The organism is Pedobacter frigiditerrae, from assembly GCF_032678705.1.
GTDB classification, from domain to species: Bacteria; Bacteroidota; Bacteroidia; order Sphingobacteriales; family Sphingobacteriaceae; genus Pedobacter; species Pedobacter frigiditerrae_A.
Genome location: NZ_JAVTSS010000001.1, coordinates 843,165 through 864,726, shown reverse-complemented (window position 1 = coordinate 864,726; position 21,562 = coordinate 843,165). Strand labels below are relative to the sequence as shown.

Genomic DNA, 21,562 nt, shown 5'->3' with positions numbered 1-21,562 from the left:
ATCCATCTAACCATATTTTCCTTATAGTTAAATCAATTTTAAACTCATTGTTAAAATATTTTCTTGTAATTATTGTAGTTTAAATCCCCAGATCTGTATAGGTTTTCTCCCACATTCCTCCCAGATTCGTTCGGAGAATCGCGGTTTAAAGCAAGGTTTCTCGAACAACACTGGGAGAAGTCTCGAACAAACGTCCTTGCAAACCGGTCAAATCCAGTCAAATCCAGTCAAATTCGGTCACGTCGTTTCCAAGAGCTCCAAGTTGTGCCTTTAAACGCTATTTTAGTTTAAATAGCTGGATAGCACATCGATAATCGATACAAAAAAAGCCATAAAGCAAAAAAACCAAAAAGTAGGGGTAACAAAACTCAGGGCAAGTTGATATAAACTCAAACAATAATTATTAACCTAAAGAAAAGTTTATTTTAATAACCAACCTTTTTTATCGTATTAAAGTAACTGCCATCAACCCAATAATTACATCATTACACAAGGTTGTTAATTTAAGTTTACGCAAAGTTTTATTGGGATCAAGCTTAAGACCAATTGCAGTAGCTGCACCACCATTAATAAATTTACCATTCCAATTGTTTGCTTCACGCTCAGTAATTATTTTTCCGGTTTTTAAATGAATTCTAATCGGTCGTTGTGCCCCAGTGGTAAAGGCGCCACCATCAATGTACATGTCTTGTTCTATAGGCCACCAGTTTTCTGGATTGCGTAATGCCAATTGCTCGCTGCTACCATCTGTATATTCAACTGTAACCATTCCATTGTCCATCCTGCTTTGCATCGGATTGGTAGATCCAGCCATCAGTAAAAAGGCGGTCTTTGCCTTCCCAGACAAGGGAATTTCAGCGGTTGCAGGGAAGTTATCCCAACGGGAAGTAAATAGAATATTTCTTTTAGCAGGATCACTCGGGGTTTTAAATGGAATACCAGAAGGAAGTGTAAACTGATTTTCATTACCCGCTAGACTTCTCAATCCTACATCATTAATTTCTGCATCTGCCTTTGGATGTGGCCAATCGCCAATACCTTGAACAGGAATTTGCAAAGTTGTTGTTTTTGGCCTTGGAGACAAATACTTATTCTTGAATAGCTGTGTTACTTTATCATTAAAGAGCGCAGAAATATCCTGTGTTTCAAACTTTTGAGTTTTCCATTCTACAGCATCCAGGTTAACCGGTTTTTGTGCAGGCACAATAGCACCCACCTCAAAGCACAAAGGAAACCAATAGCTGAACTTTCCATTTTTAAGCTGCACAAATGTGGTACGGTTTCCAGCCTGTCCTTTAACTAATGCAGTTAGCCTGTTACCAGTAAATTCGCTTTTATCTAAAATCTCTTGTGGGTCGAATATTTTTGTGATGACCGCATTTGGGAAACTAATGTTTAATTGATCACCAGGCTTATAAAATGGCTTAATTACAGGACTTGTCATCTTCTGTCCCGACCACACCATCGCTATCGTATAGTTTTTGGCAGCTGGACTTTCAAATTCAATTTCTGGACTTGATATGGCCGATGCCACATTGTTCCATTTTACTGGTTTACCATTTACGGTTATTGATAATAAATTATTACCTCGAGCCTTTACTCTCATTTTTAAATGGAGTGATTGTTCAAATCTCGAAACTAGCGTATAAACGTCCTTGTTTCCAGTTCTTTTAAAACCAAAGGAGAAATCAGGTATTTTAAGGGAAGCGTGGTCCCACTCAGCAGGTAAGCCCGGTCTAATTAGCAATGTTTTGTGCAGGGCATCTGGCACGAAGCCAAATAAACCTTCTACCAATGCCCTTGAACTCATACCTACAGGATCACCAAAATCCCGATAGGCTTCACGTCTAATGGCATCATAATGAGAAATTTGAACAAAGTTACCCGGACTGCCACCTAGGTACATACTGGCTAAGATTTCACTTTTCCATAGTTTAAAGGCTTCTTCTGTACGCCCAGCTTGCCAATTAGCTAATGCAGTATGCGTTGATTCGGCCAAGGCCACATTGTTTAACGACCATTCATAAGGCATCCAATTGGTAGTAGAAAGTGTATAATATCCTTTATCAGGTAATCCAGTTGCTCGAACTGGAATATGCGGAATTTCAGTATCTACATAACGTAAACTTTGATAGGCTTGAAAAGCATCTGGCACATCAGAATCTACGCTATGGTAAATTGTCCACAATGCCGCAGCTGGATGTAACTGTTTTAAGCCCATGGCATCTTTATATTCAGCATACCAACCTTTTTTAGGCATCCAAAGCTGCGCATTAATCGCCTTCAATATCCTATCTGCTTCAGTTTGATAGATTGATGGATCTTCTTTTAACAAGGTAGCAATTTTTGCAGCCATTGCATTGGCTCTATAGTTATAGGCAGAACTGTGAGTTACAGCTCCAGCATTGTAATACAGTGCATCACTAGCCCATATAACGGCGTAGGCATCGTAAAGTCCATCGCCATCAGGATCATATACTCGTTTTTCCCACTCCAAGTGCCTTTGTATAACTGGCCATATTTCTTTAGCATAAGCCAAATCGCCCGTCCAGTTCAAATGCCATAATAAGGCATCAATATAAACAAGGTTCATGTCATAATGATGCGCACGCAAGGTTTTACCCTCAGGTTCTCTAGAGATATAACCACGAGAGAACATCGCAGTTCCCAATTGCTCTTTTGACCTAGCCAAGTTTAATGCCGTATCTGCTACTACCGGACCATTAGCGGGTTCGAGCACCTGCGACTTAGCATAAGAACTGAAATGCTGACGTGCACGATCATGCCAACCTAAAGGGTCAGCTGTGTAGGGACCACGCCAGCCATTCAAACGCATGCGCCAACCTATGGCGCCATGTAAATAGGAAGGTGCTTCCCAGTTCGCATCTGATGCCACGCTAATGGTTCCTCCTAATGTATTAAAAAAGGGATCTGGCGTATCTACCTGAATTCTGTTGACTAATATTTTTCTGGTATTTTCTGCTTCTTGAAAAGCTACGGCAGCAGCCGTTTTGATGTCGGCACCCTTGGCATCGGGGTTTTGTATCAAGACATAAAAATCTTTTTTGTTTTCCACCTGCAAACGTCCGGTTAACACTGGAGATCTCTGTGCGTTAGAGGTATACATGATGGCAGGAGACTCCTGATTGGAAGCATCTGAAATTTTTAGGTCGCTCGAAGGAAATGAACCCAGCAAGGATTTGCCTTTCCCGTAGGTCAAAGAAAAATGATGGCTGTTAATTTTAAACACATTGTCTAAACAGCTTTCTGGCTTTAGGTAAAATGCAGATTCTGGGTCTGGCCCCATATCCCCTGACCTAGAGAAAGGATTTCCTCCCGCTCCACCAAAAGCCCAAAAAAGCTTAACATCTTGTACAACATTTTCAAATTGAACTTTAACCACCAAACCTTCGCCTTTACTCAATGCCAAGATGCTGAGGTGCATAGTCCCACTACCCAACATCGGATCTTTAATGTCATAAAGCATTGAACCGGGTCTGTACGTAGCTGTGATGCTTGCTGCTGCAGTAAGCCACTTGCTTTGTTTTCCAGAAAGTAAGCCTAATTTTAGATTACCTCCCATTCCTGGCATGAACAAGGCAAATTCAGGTAAATCACCAGCCTCTACCCTAAAAGCCGTATGGGTGCCATATAATGCTCTCGTGAAACGACGATTACCATTATGAATGACAAAATCTTTACCTTTTGGTTGATATCTAAGCGCTCTTTGCTCCTTGTGCCAATTTTCTTTTGACAAAAGTGGTGGGTAAAGTTCTTGTGCAAAGGATAAGTTTATATTTAGGAACAGAAAAAGAATAAGTACGATTAGGTTTTTCATTAGGTTTTTAAATTCAATTTATTTTTTACAAGGATCAGAAATTATTGAGAAATTATCCTAAACCCTCCTCTCTAACCTCTAAACTTCACTATAACTTGGAAGGCAACCTACTTCATGCCTATCGACTGGTATCCCAGGTCTCTAGAACGTCATAACGCAGCGCAGCGAGGAGATATCTGTCAATAAAATCATCTCGAAGATCTCTTACCGATAAATCGGGACAGGCTCTATCGTCGAGATGACGCGAAATAAATCCCCTATTGACTAGTATCCTTACCTACTGTATTTACTTTTTTAACCACCAATGGCGCTCCATTCACCATAACATTTTCAAATTTAACATCATCATATTTGTTCGGTAAAATCCCGTTTTTTGTGGTAACTGTAATATCCTTAAATAAAAAATTACTCACCTGATCTGGTAGATTACCGTTCATTTCACCAAACTTTACGCTTTCTACCTTGATGTTTTTCATCGTTACATTTTTGATGGTACCGAAAGGTTTTACTGTGCTACCTTTTAAATCAAAAAACTGTGTCCAAGGATTTAAATCGATGATAGCACCAGATTTCCCAGTAATGTTTTCGATGGTAATATTTTCAAAAAGCTGAAAAGTATCTCCCCTCATTTTGAACTTTAAGATGGGGCAAGTATTATCAACCACACAATTTCTCATGATGATGTTTTTAGCGTGAATGCTTTCACTACCAAATGTTAAAGTAGAATGAGAATTACCAATGGTACAGTTTTCTATCAGTACATCTTCTACCATTCCGTTTTCAGGTAATTGATGTGCTGTTGGTCCTTTGCCACCCTTAATGCAAATGGCATCATCATTTACAGAGATGTAACAGTTTCTTATGGTTACTTTTTTACAAACATCAATATCTATTCCATCTGTACTAGGTGCTTTTACAGGTTTAAAAGGCGAACGGATATCTGCATTTTCAATTAACACATTATTACATTGGTATAAATGGGTAGTCCAAAAGCCAGCATTACGGAACTTCACATTTTGGATTTTCACATTGTTACTTCCCCAAATGAAAACTAAACGGGGTCTACTTACCTCTAGATTGGTTAATGTCTTTTTTATTTTCGCTACAGAATCTCTGCCTGCCCAAAACTGCTTCCAAAACTTAAGTCCGTTGCCATTAATTTCACCTGGTCCACTGATGCTAAAACCATCTACTTGATAAGCATTAACTAGCGCCGCAAAGTATTTTAGACTTTGTCCTTCCATACGAGATGGAATAAATGGATAGTTCTTAATTTCATCAGAACCTTTTAAAACAGCGCCTTCTTGTAAACGCAATTTCGTCTTTTTCTTAAAAAAAAGTGCCCCACTTAAATAGGTTCCCTTAGGGATAACAATTGTTCCTCCACCCTTGGCAAAGGCTTTATCAATTACTTGCTGGATGGCTTTGGTTTGCAGTAGCGTGCTATCATTTTTAACACCGAATTTGGTGATGATGTATTCTTGGGCAGCTAATTGATTGGCTAGAAAGGCAAAAATTGCCGCGAAGATAATTTTTTTGATGTTCATAAGGATATTTGGTCTTTAATTTAACAAGCTAGCACATAAATGAGGCTAGAAAGAAATTACCGCTTAAATTATCACTTATATTACATTAAATCATCCTGTACCATGCTGTAATTACCAAAATATTTAAATACTCTTATGATTAAAATAAAAGCAAAAAAACCCACCTAAAAAATTTTCTTTTAGGCGGGTGGGGCGTTATTACTTGCTTACTTACGTAAAACTTATCTCGTAATTTGGGGATATAATAGAATATCTGACCATTCAATATAATCATCTTCATTCCAGAACATTACAGATGCGTGCATCCAATAGGCGGTCTCTTCTGTTCCGATTTCGCAAGACCCGCTATAAGAATATGTGGATCCAGTTGGGTATGGACAATAATAAGGGGATGTTGGATCATTCCAGGCTAAAAATTGCGTAGCATATATTGTACCAGGCCCAGTATCTTGTCCAATAGTAGACTGAAATTCGCCTTTCATACCTCCAGTATTTATAGATATATATTTAACCAATATGTCATAATGAATGGTATGTCCATTAGTATCTAAAGAAAATTTGGCATACAACAAATCACTATCATAGGTATAAGTGGTACTGTTAGAAGATACTGAATAAGTACCAGAACTTGGGCCGTAAATAACAGGGTTCCATATCACAGTTTGTGCAGTCCCTACAAATGAGATACAAGCAAGTAAAATCAAAAACAGTAAAGATTTTAAAGATGTTTTTTTCATAACAATAAAATTTTTAGCAAACGCCTACTCTTTGAAGGATTTTCGGCTTACTCCTATATCTTATTCATATTGTTGACGAATGTGATTTATTAAATTTCATTTAAAAAAAAAAGCGAGTTCAAATAAATGAACCCGCTTTGAGATGTTAATCTTATTTACTTCCAATCAAATGGCAAATACCAATTGGCTGGGTTCATTAATTTTGTTCTAGTGGCTGATGCATTCGGGTCTCCAGCCTTTAACAATTTCTGATAGACACGATCAGCTAAAAATGCTGGATTATTTTCCCTTGTTGCGATACGCACTAAATCTGGCCAACGGTTACCTTCAAAGGCGGTTTCTAAAGCAGCTTCGTCAATTAATTTACCTTCCAAACCTAGTAAATCTGTTTGATAGCTGATATCTATTGGAGTTACACCAACTCTACCTCTAACACCAACATTTCTATACCAAGGCCCTCTAAAATCTGTATTACTTGAAGCATCAATAAAATAAGGTGCAGCATAAGGTGATCTCATTGAAGCAATATCATCAAACGAAACTGGAGCCGGTGTACCTGCTGCGGTTCTTGTACCTGTATAGAAGGTATTGATAATTCCATTATTCATAAGTGCCCAACCTAACTTACCTTTACCATCACGATTAGCAGCTTCGGCGTAGCGAAGGTGAAGAAGGGTAGCACGATATAGTGTCCATTTACCTTCCTTATTAAACATAGAAGCTATGAGATTATTATCGGTTAATTTGGTAATCATAGGGCCGGCAGCACTTGTAGAATATGATAATCTACCTCTAGCATCGTACGGTATACCATTACCTTGACGCTGGGCATTCCAATTATCTATAGCAACTTGAGAAGGTTTAATTAGGTATTTACCATATTGTTGAGAACAAAGGTCAAACATCGGATTTCCAGGCTTAAAGCTTGAATTATATGGTATGCCCCATAAAAACTCGCCTAACCATGCTCTATTTGTTGTAGAAATAGAAAACATACTTTTCCAACCGACATCATAAAGCAAAGTATTTTCATCCTGAGATCTTCCATAACGAACTGTTGCATCTGCCCAAGGCCCTGTATCGTATGTTACCTTATACCAACTGAAAGATTTATTAAATTCTGGGTTGGTATTCTCTAAATCAAAAATCTTGATATAGTTTTCAGCTGCTTTGGTATAATTGTTTTTCCACAGGTATAAATCTGCTAGAAAAGCTGGTTTACTAATAAACATTCTTTCAGTCGTATTTCCGTCTACCGTAACTACTAAAGGATTACCAGTAGGATAAGAATAAACTTCTTGATAAGGCAATGCCTGAGTAAAAGCAAGTAATTTATCTAAAAGTTGATCAAAAGTGATACGAGGAAAGTTACTTAAATTTTTTAAATCATCTACATTTTCTACTGGATCGGTAATATAAGGAATACTACCATACTGTATCCCTAATTGCAGGTAAATATAACTACGCAATGCACCAATATCAGAGTAGTGTTTATTGTAATCATCTACACTCATTCTCTTGTCACGCACCATTATGGTAAAATTTTTCAGCGCATCATTACAGTTTAAAATTACTGAATAATATGGGCGTGGATCTATGTAAGGATTATCTTTAGTAGTGGTGTGATTTGATAATTGACGCAGATAAGGGTCGGCGTTAGCAGTTACATCCATTAAATCAGCTCGTAATTCATTTTGTAAAATAAATGATTTATGCAAGCCCAAAAACTGTCCATAGATACCAATCACAGCAGCATCAGCATCTGATGAGTTTCTATAAGCATTACTGATGTCTACCTTATCTTCTGGTGATTCATTATCCTTTTTGCAAGACCATGAACCTGTTGCAAGCAGGGTTACCACTACAATTGCAATAACTTTTCTATTAAAATTCATCATTATCTTTTTATATGTTTTCATTATAATCCAACTCTAACTCCCAACTGAAACGATCTAAATTGTGGTTCAAGCGTTGTATCTACACCTTGGTTAAAGATGCTAGAACCTGCACTAAACTCTGGGTCATAACCTAAATAATTGGTCAAGGTAAATACATTATTAGCCGTACCATATACTTTTACATATTTGATACCTTTTGTTTTCATAGGTATATTGTAGCTCAAGTTGACGGTGCGCAAACGTAAATAAGAACCATCCTCTATCCAACGATCAGAAAATCTTGCATTACCCATTGGGTCACCAAATGATGCTTTAGGAACATTAGTTACCTGACCATTTCCTCTCCATCTATTTCTTAAGGCATCAGTTTGGTTATAATAAGTACTACCAGATTCTAATTGAGCACGAGTATAATTATAAAGATCATTTCCTGTTACAAAAGAAAATAGAATAGACAAATCCCATCTTTTATAATTAAATGAATTATTTATACTACCATAAAGTGCTGGATTTGGATCACCAATAATAGTACGGTCCGCATCATCAACTATTTTATCACCATTGGTATCAACAAATCTCATATCACCTCCTTTAAATGGAACTTTTACACCACCAGCATTTATGATAGACAACCCTGCAGCACTAGCCTCTGCATCGCTCGCATACACACCATTAGTTCTATGTCCATAAAACATATTGGCAGTTTCACCTTTTCTAGTTAAGTAAGTACCGCCTGCATAAGTAGTGATGATATCTGCACTACCAGGAAGATTTCTAATTTCATTTTTATAAGTACCTAGGTTAACGCCAATATCCCATTTTAAGTTATTATTTAAAATCCTGCCATTTAAGCCTAATTCAAAACCTCTCATTCTAGAAGTACCTTGATTATCTATAAAAGTAGTAATACCGCCAACAGAATTAATCGGTACGTAGGTTAACATATTATAAGTAGTATTCTGGAAGTAATCAATGCTTAAACTTAAGCGCTCATTAAATACAGACATATCAGCACCAAAATTAAACTTCAGTATCTCTTCCCATTGGATATTTGGATTGGCAACATTTCCACGTACCAAGCCTTGTAAGCCTAATAAATTTTGCGACACATAATATTGTCTATTATTATAATTGCCAATATCATCATTACCAACATATCCTAAACTAGTTCTTAGTTTTAATAAATCGATGTATTTATAATCACGCATAAAATCTTCAGATGAGATTAACCATGCTGCACTTAGTGCAGGTAATATGGCAGTTTTACCACTTAGGAAACTTTTAGAGATATCTGCTCTACCAAAACGTGAAGACTGATCTACGGCTACTGCAGCACTTACATAATAGGTCTCTTTATAATTATAATCTGCAGTTAAATAGCTATTTAACGAACTCCACCTACCTAAATCCCCACCTAAATAACGTAAAGCAGCATTGGTGTTTCCAATACCAATTAATGCATCCGTTGCAGTATTATAACCAATGGCATTATCTTGTTCACTTTGGCTAGACATGAAACGTGTACCTGCAACTGCATGTATATTATGCGCCTGTCCTATTTTTTTATCGAAGGTTAACCTTAAATCATCAAATACACTAAAATACCTAATCACTTGTGTTCCTGATCTACTATCTCCAAAGGTTGTAGGTAATACATAATTGGCTACTCCTTTACGAGGTACAAAAGTTGTTTCTTGTGTTTTATCATAAGTTACCCCAGTTAAATTAGATATTTTAAAGGATTTGCTAAAAGTGTAGTCGAAATTGATGTTTCCAAAAAAGCGATAAGCTTTTTTCAGGTTCAATCCTTTTTCTATCAAAGCACGAGGATTACTTACCTGTAAAGTATCATAATCTGCCAAGTTAGGCGAAACTGCACCAGTTGAGCTAACTTCATTAACTGCCAAGAAAGGGGCTTTAACTAACGACAAAAATATCGGGTTAGTAATTGGTGCGATGCCTTGATCCTTTAATCTTTGTTCGGTATAGGTAAAGGAAAGATTAGTGTTTGCTTGCAACTTTTTAGTTAAGTTCAAATCACTATTAAAACGCATGTTATATCTATTATTACCAGTAGAATCAATTACTCCCTTATCAGATAAATAACCTACAGATAGCGCATATTTTGCAATATTATCACCACCTGATACTTTCACATAGTAATTTTGATCAAAAGAACTTTTTAATACTTCTTTTTGCCAATTGGTATTATTATGATACATATAATAAGTTGGATTGGCAACTGGATCAGTATTATCATTCATATAAGGTTTGGCAGCAATTTGTGCAGCCGTTAAGCCTTGACTTGACAATACATCGGTTAAATAGATACGGTAATCGGCCGCATCCATTACTGCTAAGTTTTTTGGTTTAAGGTTGATTCCTGCATAGGCCGAAAAATCAATTTGAGTAGCTAAATCTTTTGCACGATTTGTGGTGATAGATAATATACCATTTGCGGCTTTTGTACCATATACGGCTGTTGCAGCAGCATCTTTAATCAAGGTTACACTTTCTATGTCACGCAAATCTATACCTTGTAAAGGATTATTCCTATGACCTAATGTTAGTGAAGCGCCATAACTGTTCACATCATAAATCATTCCATCAACTACATACAAAGGTTGGTTTGTGGCATATAATGAGGAGAAGCCTCTTATAAAAACATCAGCTCCAATGCCTTGTGTTCCAGATTTTCTGATGGCGTTTAAACCAGTCAATTTACCTTGTACATCGCTCATTGGAGTTTCAGAGTTGTTATTCCAAGCCCCTTGAGGTTTAAAAACATCAACCGCTGCAGAGGTACGTGCCAAACTCTGTTTACCCATTGGTAAATCTACTTCTGTAAATACAGAGTTATAAGTATCTGGCCAAATGATAATTGTGGCCAATTTCCCTTTATGAACGGGTACTATTTTGGTATGGTAGCCTACAAAACTTACAGCAATGGTAGAGTTGTAATTGGGCACGGTAATCGCAAACTTTCCTTTATCATCTGTTAATGCTGCAGAAAAATTAGCCACGGTAAGCCTTACTCCTATTAATGGTTTTTTGGTGTTGCCATCTATAACCAATCCGCTTATTTTTTCACCTGTCAACTTAACGTTTTGGATTTTAACGGTAGTGGTATCTGTACTGTATTGGACCGTATCTGTTTGTGCAAAGCTAGACGCTACGCCCAATATGCTGAAAGACAGCAATAAAAGTCCCTTTTTTATAATGGTAAAATTATACATAGTCGTTTTTTTGAGTTGGTTAATTTGAGTTTATGGAAGGATTGGTTCAAATCTCAAATAATCCAAGATGAGCGTATTTACATTTACACTTGAACTTGCGGCCGATTGTAACCTCAATTGAAATAATCCTAATTGCTGGGGAGTATATTCTCCCAGCAATACTTCCCCATAATTTAATGGAGTTACTATTTGTGTGGCAAACAAATCATAAACTAAAGTTGTAGGATTATAGATAAAAAACCTTTGTGTAAAATTGGCCACTTGTGAATCTCCAGCTGCTCCTGAGATTGCCCTAGCATAAACCTTGTATTTAACCACAGGCATTTGAGCATATATATAGTTAATGTAATAATCTGATACACCATGGTTATAAACTTCAATATCATTATATTTTATGCCGTTGTTATCTAATTTCGTTCTATATAATGTATTTCCAGACCTATCTGATCTAAATGAAAAAGGTTTTTCTCCTTCAATTTTAAAAATAGGGACTTTATCCTTTAACCTAAATGGTAAAGCATTTACAACATATACTATACCATTACTGGCACGATATGATTTTTGAATAGTTGTCTTATTGATAGGAATTTTCACCCCTCTGGTGGAAATTAAAGTATCAGGCAATTTATCGATAGTATAAAGGCCCTTAACAGCAAGATCTTTAACCAATGCAGATTGCGTAAAATTTGGGTAATAAGTTGATAGCTTAGCTGCTTCTGCAGTGAAGCCAGCATCTTGTATCATAAAAAAAGTAAATTGCTGGTTTTCAGCACGTAAGTCAGCTGTCGAATTCCAGTAAGTATTTCTACTTACCATTGGAGGATTAGGCGCAAAAATAGGTGTGCCATTGGTATTGTAACCAATAATGGTTGCTTTTGCCGTATCGATTACTAAACCTGTTAGATTACTGATGTAATTGGTTTGCAAAGGAGCATCTCCACTCGTCAGTAAATAATCCCACACATTTAGTTTAGTAGGCACTGCCTTATCAATGATGTACAATGCTCCATTCTTAACAAATTGGCCAGCTCCAACTATAGCCGCTTCTTCAAAGCTGGGACCAACAACCGTTGCAAATTTGCCATTTTGTAAATTAACCTTTATGGTATCTGTTACACCTTTAGAAGCAGCAATAGTAGTTAAGGAAATATGGTTGGCCACAAAATCTTTCAATTTTGTTGGATCGTTAGTTATGGAAACATCTAAGCTAGCCAAAGCTGCATCCGTTGGTGCCCATACCGTGTAAGATTGAGAACCAGCTAAAACTTTATCGTAACCTGTACTTACAAGATAGCTATTGAACTTACTTATGCTAGCTTGTGCACCAATTTTTTCACTTAAGTTAACTGTATTATCTACATTGGTTACTTCCAAATGTTCATCCATCACATTTTTACAGCTTCCTAAAACGATCAGGGTAGCTAGCAATAGGAAAGAATTCAGTATATTTTTCTTCATTATGATATCTTTTATAAAAGTGGAGAATTTGCATACTCCACTTTTTATTAATTTTTAAGCCTTATGGTTTTTGAAATACAACACCTTGTGTAGAAAACCTAGGCCACCCTTGTTCTGCATCTACCGGTATAAAATGAATCATGTCTAACCAAGTTGTACTTGTATTTCCACCACCTGCAAGTAAAGTTAATCTTAGCCAATGCCTATCGGTAGTTTGTACATCAATAACCCCTGCTAAACGACCCACACTTAAATTCCACCCTGTGGTATTAATTTGATTTAGCCCTTTTAATGTCCCCTGTGTATCAGCTGTTGTAGCCATGTATCGTTTAAACCCATTTGTCAGCATTTTAGCATCTGCGTCAGTCGCTGCTGCTGTAGATGAAGTTACACCCGAAGAAGAAAGATCTTGCCTAAAATCCACGGTATTTAACAAGGTTTGTGGATTTTGTCTTCCTATATCAAAGCCTACTTGAAATGCTACAGATGCTGTATTCGCTGCGTAACAAATCCAAACTTTATACTTACCTTTCACCAACATCGGAGTTCTTAATTCAAACCATTGTAACCTAGCAGTGCTTGAACCTACAGACATATTTAGCATATCATTGGAATTGTATTTACGTGATGCATTTGGCACCGTTACGTAATCATAGTTACTCCCTTGGGTTACTTTTGCTAAATCATTATAGATAACACCACTTAATAAGGGTACGTTGTTAGGATATAAGCCAATTGTAGCGGCGGCTGCACCTCTCCATTTCGGATTCGCTCTTAGCTCAGGTTGGTCGGCAACATCCCAATAAACTGGGGCCTGTACACGAACCTTAATGGTAAATGGTTTTTTAACCTCGTGTTGCACTCCATTTGATGCTGTTACATCACTATAAGTTCTATTGATTTCTACACCTGGCTCGATAACACCCGCAAACTCGTCTTCATTTAACAACACGCTTTGTCCAGCAAATTTGGTGGTAATTACCTCTTTAGGTGCTAAGGTGTAAATAGCGGGTGTAGAAATGATATCTGGCACATAAGTAGGCCCAGTAGAAATGTGGTAAGCCATATATAACCATAAACTATCACTATGTAATTTTGGATTACCTGATTTAGAATACCTAGCCTTAAAACTGGCATAAGTGGCAAATCCAGCAGCTTTTAATGCAGAATCTGATTCTAGGATAACCGTTTGAAATCTTCTGGTTGTATCTATAACTGTTGCACCATCTACGTTTAAAGAATCATAAAATCCTGTTTCCTTAAATGCTTGCGTAAAATAGGTATAACGAGGATTAGCCTCTATGCTTTTTGCTAGACTTAAACTAGCTGGAATAAGCACGTGGTCCATAACGTGAACAATACCATTGCCCAAGCGAACATTAGATTGTGTAATTTTCGCTAGTTTATTAACAATATAACTACTCACTCCAGCCTCATTTTTAACACCTGTTTGCAGGTATTGACCATACAAAGTGATTTGAGCCAATTTACCATCAGAAAAGCGATTGGTTGCTACGGTATCAGGTAGCAAATGGTATTTAACCATATTTTTAGCCTCTTCAACAGTTAGTTGATCTACACCAGTTTTGTTATTACTTTTTAACCAAGCAGTGATGGCTTCATTTGTTGGAGTAAACAAGGTAAACTTACCATAAGCTCCTAAATACCCAGCAGTCCCTGATCGTTTAATGATTTGTGTCATTAACGAAAACTGATCTGGATACTTATCCAAATAACCAGTAATATTTACGTCATCCGTTGTACTTTGAGTATACTGCTCTTGTTTACAAGAATTGATAAATAATAGAGTTAAAGTGCAAATTACTGCCACTATGGCAAAATTGCGAACATTGAAATTATTTCTCATGATGATCATTTATTTCGTGTAAAATGGATTTTGAACCAATAATGGGTCTGCAAAAAGTTCTGCATCTGCAATTGGCATATAGTGACTGTTTACATCTCTAAATTTAGTGATGGCAGATTGTTGAATAAGTGGAGATACCGTTCTTGAAACCATATCGAGTAAAACACTTATTCTTCTGTAGTTTTCTCTTTTAGCAACTCGCAACAAATCAAACCAACGTTTACCTTCAAAGGCAAATTCACGAGAACGTTCTGCTAAAATGTAATCTATTATAGCATCTGCATCACCTGGATCTGGTGTTTGCGCGGAAGCTGTTACTGCATTTCTTTTTAATCTAATGTCATTAATAATAGTAATCGCCTCAGCCCCCCCACCTGTCATTGCCAAAGCTTCTGCCTTTAACAACATGATATCAGAAATTCTATAGGCTTGCCAATTTACATAGGATGGGTTTTCTGTACCCCATTTAACTACTGATAAATCGCCACTGTTAAAAAATTCCCCTGCTCTAATGTCAAAAAAACGATCTGGATCAACATCATCTGCAGGAAAAACATCTGTTAAAGTATAATTTGTTGTAGTGAAACGTCTTTTAGACTGAACCAATAGGTTATAAAAGATATTATTTACTGAATTCTTGTTACTTAATTCAAAGATGGTTTCTGTAGAACTACCATTATAAAATACGTTTGTATACCAAGATCCGTTTCCGTTTTGCAAGGCATAAAGTTGAGAATTGATGACTTTATTACAAGCAGCGATACAATCGGTATAATTGTCCATCCATAGGTAAACGTCTGCCAATAAGGCATTAACCGTGTATTTAGTTATCCTACCTTTATCAGACGCCGTATTACCATAAGTATTGACAGCACCAGCTTCTGCTTTTTTCAAATCTGAAACAATTTGTGCCAAAACTATAGCGGCTGTACTTTTTGGTAGGTTTTGTAAATCAGTATCTTTTGCTGTAGAAGTCAGTTTCAAAGGCACATCCCTAAATGTTCTAACCAAATAAAAATACATCATTGCCCTCATGGTTAAAGCCTCTGCAGTATAAGCATTCAATTGCACGTCTGTTAAGGTTGGGTCTGTTGTTTTTACTCCAGGGCCATAATCCAAAACCGTATTACAATAATTAATGGTACGATAAAAAGATGCCCAACTACTCAATGATGTACTGGATACAATATTAACTTCTGCTGCATTACGCTCGTCTTGTGCAGAATTTGTATTGGTTGCAAGCATATCGGCTCTAATCTCCCCATGTATAAACATCCACTCTGTAAGTGCTTTATCACCAACGCCTGGAGGAGGAGCCAATAAAGAAGTATAAATCCCTGCCACAGCAGCTTGAATATCTTCTTTTGTTTTCCAAAATTCTTGACGAGTAATCCCATCACGAGGCTGCAAATCGAGCCATTTATTACACGAAGTGCCTAATACCACTAGGGTAAATAAACTGATGCTATATATTAATTTTTTCATGTCTAATTAAAAATTTGCGGTTAAACCTAAAGTAACTGTTTTGATTGGAGGCGTAGTTGAGTTATCTACCACTGTATTTGAGCCATTCAATGCCACTTTAACCTCAGGATCTTGCCCTGTATACCTAGTAAAGGTGTAGATATTTTCCATCATCAAGTTCACGCTTAGGCTTTTCATCCCTAAACGTTTCATGAAATTTTTACTGAAATCATATTTAGCAGACACGCTCCTAAACCTTAGGTAAGAGCCATCTTCCACATAACGGTCTGAGCCTAAAAAGTTATAACCACCACCGTAAACGGCTCTTGGCATATCGGTTACATCTCCCTCGGCTTTCCATCTACGTAAAACTGCCGTACTTTGGTTCGCAAAACCATACATATTCGTTGTGGTAATTTTTGTTCCATTGATCAAGTCATTGCCTAATCGGTAACTAAAATTGGCACCTAAGGTAATGTTACCAAACAAGGTAAACTTACTACCAAAACCACCGGTATATTTTGGGTTTGAATTACCTATGTATACAATATCCTTATAATCGATGTTACCATCATGGTTAATGTCTTCATATATGGCATCTCCTGGTTGGAAGGTGTAATCAATTGATGGATATGCAAAACGCATGTAAACTTTTTGTCCATTTGGACCAATGATTTGATTACCATTTTCATCTAAAGCGATGGTAGAATTGAGGTCTTTGTAAATTCCTTTGAACTTAAATCCATAGAATGATCCAAAAGGATTATTTTCTTGTACAAATACTTTAAAAACATTATTATCTGTTACTTTACCTTTATTTTCTCGTGGAGCATAAGGTGATAATTCACGAATGATGTTTTCGTTCTGTGAGATATTGAAAAAGGTTTCTACCCTAAAATTCTTCTTTCTAACTGGAATATAACTAGCACTAAACTCCCAACCTTGGTTGTCTAATTTACCAATGTTAAGGTCTACTGCACCATAACCATTATAAGTAGGTATTTGTGTACCGTTAGAGAATAAATCATCAGTTGTTTTTTTATAAATATCAAAATCTAGGTTTAAATTTCCTTTAAGAAAAGAAGCGGTCACGCCCACGTTTCTTTGGGTTACTTTTTCCCATCTTAATTCAGATAATTCTAGATTGTTAGAATACACCCCAGCATTACCTAAATAACTGAAACCGTAATTTTGGTAGGTATTTAAGAAGGTATAATCACGTGTAGGTGGATTACCACTAAATCCATAACTTGCCCTTATACTTAAATCCTCAATAAATTTATTCAGTTTTTTCATAAAAGGTTCGCCAGAAACCCTCCATCGTCCACCTAGAGTTGGAAATACACCATATTTATGGTTGGTCCCAAATCGAGAACTTCCATCTCCACGAACACTGGCATTTATGATATAACGATCTAGCAGTTTATATTGAGCAGAAAAAGATAAACCAACTGATCTAGTTTGTGAATAGCTAGAACCTGCAGAACCCGTACTGTTAGTACGCCCATCAATTGAAGGATCTGAAAGGAATGATGATGCAGTATTAGAAACAAACATATTTTGTCCAGTCCTTCTTGTATCATAACTATCAAAACGGGCAAATAGATTTAAATCATGTTTGTCGCTTTTCAATTTTGGAATCCAGCTCAAGGTCATATTAGATTGCATGGTAAAAGTATCTCCATCACCATCATAAGCCTGGTTTACATAAGTATCTGTAAATGGTTTACCTGTTGCAATTTGCGGTAAAAATGTTTTGGTTTTGCTATTGTCAATTGTAACTTGGAAACTACCTCTAAAAGTAACATTTGGTAAAATCATATATCTTAGTGAGAATGTCGGTATTACTTTTTCTCCCAATTGATGATTTTCGGCAGCGCTTGCCATAGCCAATGGATTATAAGTACCTGGATAAGTTCCTTGAGCAGTTGCTGCTGGACTAAAAAAGTTAGATGTAATATTACCGTATTCATCATATTCAAAAACAGCCTGATTTGGCATTTTCTGGTAGGCAATATTTCTAATTGAACCAGAATATAAATTTTGATTATCAATATGAGTATACACCAAATCGGCACTAAAGGTAATCTTACTAGATACTTGATAATCTAAATTCACCCTTGTACTTAAACGGCCAAGGCTTTGGCCTATAGTAGTACCTGAATTGTTAAAAAAGTTTAATGAGGCACGATATCTTGCTTTTTCTCCACCACCAGAAATAGAAAGGTTATGGTCTTGTAAAAATCCTTTACGAGTTAGGGCATCTAACCAGTTAACGTTATTACTGAAATTATAATAGTTATAAGGATCGTTACGATCATATTGAAATTGCTTAGCAAACTCTGAAGTTGAGAATTGGCGACCAGCATTATAATATTCTTCTAAAATTAAAGTAGAATATTGATTTCCATTTAACATTGGGATTGGTCCAGGTTGATCTGAATAAGATCCCTTAAAATTATAGGTAATTACCGGAGGACCAATTGCCCCCCTTTTTGTGTTAATTACTAAAACTCCATTAGAAGCTCTTGCACCCCACAATGCAGTTGCAGCCGCATCTTTTAATACGCTAATATCTAAAATATCTGATGGTGCAATATTTAATAGCTGTCCATAGTTACTTACGTCTGAAGTGGCAAAGTTAAAGTCTGAGGGTACAGAAATATCATATGGCATTCCATCCACTACAATCAAAGGATCAACTGCTCCATTTATAGAAGAGGTACCACGAATACGGATCTGCATCGGCGCAGCTGGGTCACCACTACCCGTAATGTCAATACCAGATAAACGACCTTGTAAGGCTTGATCAATCGATCCAGCTTGCATATCTTCTAATTCCTTGGCATTAATGGTCGATATAGCTGAAGTTTGATCTCGTTTGTCAATTTGCATTCCACTTCCATTGTTAGATTTAGCACGAGATGTAATTTTTACTTCATCCATCTGTGTGTCATCAGGCTCTAATTGAAAGTTGATGACTGCCTTATCAATAATGATGGGTTTGGTAGATTTATACCCAATAAAGGAAACCCTAATTTTATAAGTTGGATTGGCAACTGGAATCGAATAATTACCATCAATATCCGTAGAAACCCCTCTTACGATACGGTCGTCTTTATCAAGGATTACTACAGAAGCCCCCATTACAGGTTCCTTGTCTTTTTTATCAATAATCTTACCCTTTACGTTAGTAACTTGCGCCTTAGCGATAATAGAGGCTAGCACACAGCAAAGAATTAAACAAAAACTGTATATATATTTTTTAGTCATCGTTGCGTTTAGTTTAGAATTGATATTTTAAATAATTGTTGATCTGATGAATTACCGCTCGATTAGAAAGCACATTACTTCGATCTGATGGGCCCAACAATGCATTTGCTGTTCTATTGGTAACATCGGTAAATATTAATGAACTAGTTGTATTAGTTGTTACCCTTACAAGTGAAGTATTTCCATTATCATCTTTATATAATGTTTCATACGATCCAGTTTTTTGACCATCACTTGCAATAGCTGTTTTATTGATAATATGATATTGAATAAATCTAGAAACCTGGTTAATGCCTATAAAATCAGTTGGATTATATGTTGGAACCCCTGTAGTTGAATTACCAGGAAGTAAACCGTCTTTTACGGCTTGTACAATAGCGGCTTTAGTAGGAATTAAAACCGTATAAAAAACACCATCCGAAACACCGTTAATTGCTCCAGAAGTGGCATTATAAATTTGACTTGTTTTTAAATATTGATAAAAATCATAATAAGGATCCGTAACTAAGGTACCATAACGTTCAATATGCCTAGCAATTTGCAAAGGTGTAGGTGTTAATGCCTCTTTCCCGTAAACAGCTACACCATTAACAGCAGTATTTACAGAATCTACTGGAATAGTTTGTTTAGCCACCAATGTACTATCAGAAGTACCTGATGAACTTAATTTACCATTAGCATATTTAATATATTCTCCATTTGATGTCTCTAAAATCCCTGAGCCAGTAGCAAAATTTGGATTACGATCTCCCAATGGGATAATGTGTGCTTGTAAGATACGTTTAAGCGCTGCATTGTCTCCTCTAATAGGTGCTGATGGAAAGAATGCATCATAATAAAAACCCATTTTCTTTAAGGTGGCATCAGGTATCATAACCACTGCATAATTCAGTGAGGCTGTTTTTATTGGAAAAGTTAATCCGAAAAAATTCAACGCTTGTTTCATGATAAAATAATCAGGATCCAAGTTTACATTACCATAAACGGTAGAGAAAACACTCGCATCTTGTGCCTTATTCACACCATATAAAAATCCATTACTTAAAGCTTGTTTGTCAACTACATTAGTAGGGCTTAACTTGCTTGCATCATTTAAAGCATTCAAAGTTGTATTAAACTTACTTGGCCATACCGTAGTGGTAAATAAATGTGAGTTCACAAAATCCCTAATCAAATCAGGTGCTACCACATATAATTCATTTAAGGTTTTAACCCCTCTTTTTCCCCAGTATTTTAACAGGGTACTTTTTGCATAAGCATTTACAGCCTCATTGGTTGGTGCGAAAATACTATAAGAACCATTTTGTGCATCGTTTGCATCTACACGTAAATAATTTTCATTATTAGGAGAAAATGATAACAAGGTTGCGTAATTTTTAACATATACATTTCCTGGCTTACCAGACAACACTTCATAACGATGAGAAACATCAGTGTTAAGACTATATGTTACAAATCTATCTAATAAACTTTTGAATACGCTGTATTCGCTTTTTGAACCCACATATTGATCAATACTTAAAGGTGGAGTTAACACCCTATCAATTACATGGATTACACCGTTTTCTGCAGAAATATTGTATTGCCCATCAATAATACTTGCAGGGCCAACATTTCTACCAGTATAGGTTGAGCCTGGATAGAAATAATTATAATCTGCAGCAGTTAAACTTGCAAAGGTCATAAATGGTGTTAAATAATAAGGTACATTTTTATTATTAAAGTCTGTATTGATGAAACTTCCATTACGATTTGAAGCAATAGCTTTTATAGGATTCCCATTCGCATCAACTGCATCATAAACAAAATCATAATATACCGTGCGGCGTCTAAAGGCTGTGTTTTTGATGAAACCTTTATTAGAGAAAAAATCACTTAATCTTTCTACTTTCTCACCATCATAAGTCATCGAGTATCTTACAATTGAGGCAGCTAATTCTGGCGTAATTGTAGTAATATTATTATCAGTCATGAATTTTGCAAACGCAGCATCAGTGGGTGCAAAAACTGTCCATGAACCAGATGCACTTAAGGTTTCCTTGTAACCCGATTTATCGATGGCATCTAGAAATTTGGTGAAGTTTCCTTTTTGTTGCAGTTGCTGATAAATTGGATCGCCCAGATTCTCTGGCCTTCCATAAAATTCATCAAATTCTTTCTTCCTGCAACCAGTCAGTAAAAAGATAAATGTCAGAGAGACAATTAGATAATTTAGTACACTTTTACTCATAGCTATTTTATTAA

The 21,562-nt window shown here is 36.4% G+C and carries 10 protein-coding genes; all 10 read right to left on the bottom strand.

The features are described from left to right. Positions 1–442 precede the first annotated feature (442 nt). The 10 genes from R2Q59_RS03600 to R2Q59_RS03555 all read right to left on the bottom strand — a co-directional run bounded on the left by R2Q59_RS03600 (position 443) and on the right by R2Q59_RS03555 (position 21,548). The gene (locus R2Q59_RS03600; protein WP_316783723.1) at positions 443–3,838 is read right to left on the bottom strand and encodes a DUF4450 domain-containing protein; all 3,396 of its coding nucleotides are present in this window, start codon (positions 3,836–3,838) and stop codon (positions 443–445) included. 257 nt (positions 3,839–4,095) lie between these two features. Continuing rightward, positions 4,096–5,385 (bottom strand): glycoside hydrolase family 28 protein, encoded by a 1,290-nt coding sequence (locus tag R2Q59_RS03595; protein ID WP_316783722.1) that lies wholly within the window; start codon positions 5,383–5,385, stop codon positions 4,096–4,098. Between the two features lie 221 nt (positions 5,386–5,606). After that, the gene (locus tag R2Q59_RS03590) at positions 5,607–6,122 is read right to left on the bottom strand and encodes a hypothetical protein (protein WP_316783720.1); all 516 of its coding nucleotides are present in this window, start codon (positions 6,120–6,122) and stop codon (positions 5,607–5,609) included. Between the two features lie 155 nt (positions 6,123–6,277). After that, entirely contained in the window at positions 6,278–8,041 is a 1,764-nt protein-coding gene (locus R2Q59_RS03585; protein ID WP_316783719.1) for a RagB/SusD family nutrient uptake outer membrane protein, read from the bottom strand. After that, a complete protein-coding gene (locus tag R2Q59_RS03580; RefSeq protein WP_316783717.1) occupies positions 8,041–11,256 on the bottom strand; it encodes a SusC/RagA family TonB-linked outer membrane protein in 3,216 nt (1,071 codons plus the stop codon). The genes R2Q59_RS03585 and R2Q59_RS03580 overlap by 1 nt, the downstream gene beginning before the upstream one ends. Positions 11,257–11,286: 30 nt before the next feature. Then, the gene (locus tag R2Q59_RS03575) at positions 11,287–12,714 is read right to left on the bottom strand and encodes a fasciclin domain-containing protein (protein ID WP_316783714.1); all 1,428 of its coding nucleotides are present in this window, start codon (positions 12,712–12,714) and stop codon (positions 11,287–11,289) included. A 61-nt stretch (positions 12,715–12,775) separates the two neighbouring features. Then, positions 12,776–14,581, bottom strand: a complete 1,806-nt coding sequence (locus R2Q59_RS03570; RefSeq protein WP_316783712.1) for a fasciclin domain-containing protein — start codon at positions 14,579–14,581, stop codon at positions 12,776–12,778. A 9-nt stretch (positions 14,582–14,590) separates the two neighbouring features. Next, positions 14,591–16,066: a RagB/SusD family nutrient uptake outer membrane protein gene (locus tag R2Q59_RS03565; protein WP_316783710.1), complete on the bottom strand. Its 1,476-nt coding sequence runs from the start codon at positions 16,064–16,066 to the stop codon at positions 14,591–14,593. Positions 16,067–16,072: 6 nt separating this feature from the next. Next, positions 16,073–19,318 (bottom strand): SusC/RagA family TonB-linked outer membrane protein, encoded by a 3,246-nt coding sequence (locus R2Q59_RS03560; protein WP_316783708.1) that lies wholly within the window; start codon positions 19,316–19,318, stop codon positions 16,073–16,075. Between the two features lie 13 nt (positions 19,319–19,331). Continuing rightward, the gene (locus R2Q59_RS03555; protein ID WP_316783706.1) at positions 19,332–21,548 is read right to left on the bottom strand and encodes a fasciclin domain-containing protein; all 2,217 of its coding nucleotides are present in this window, start codon (positions 21,546–21,548) and stop codon (positions 19,332–19,334) included. Between the last annotated feature and the right edge of the window lie 14 nt (positions 21,549–21,562).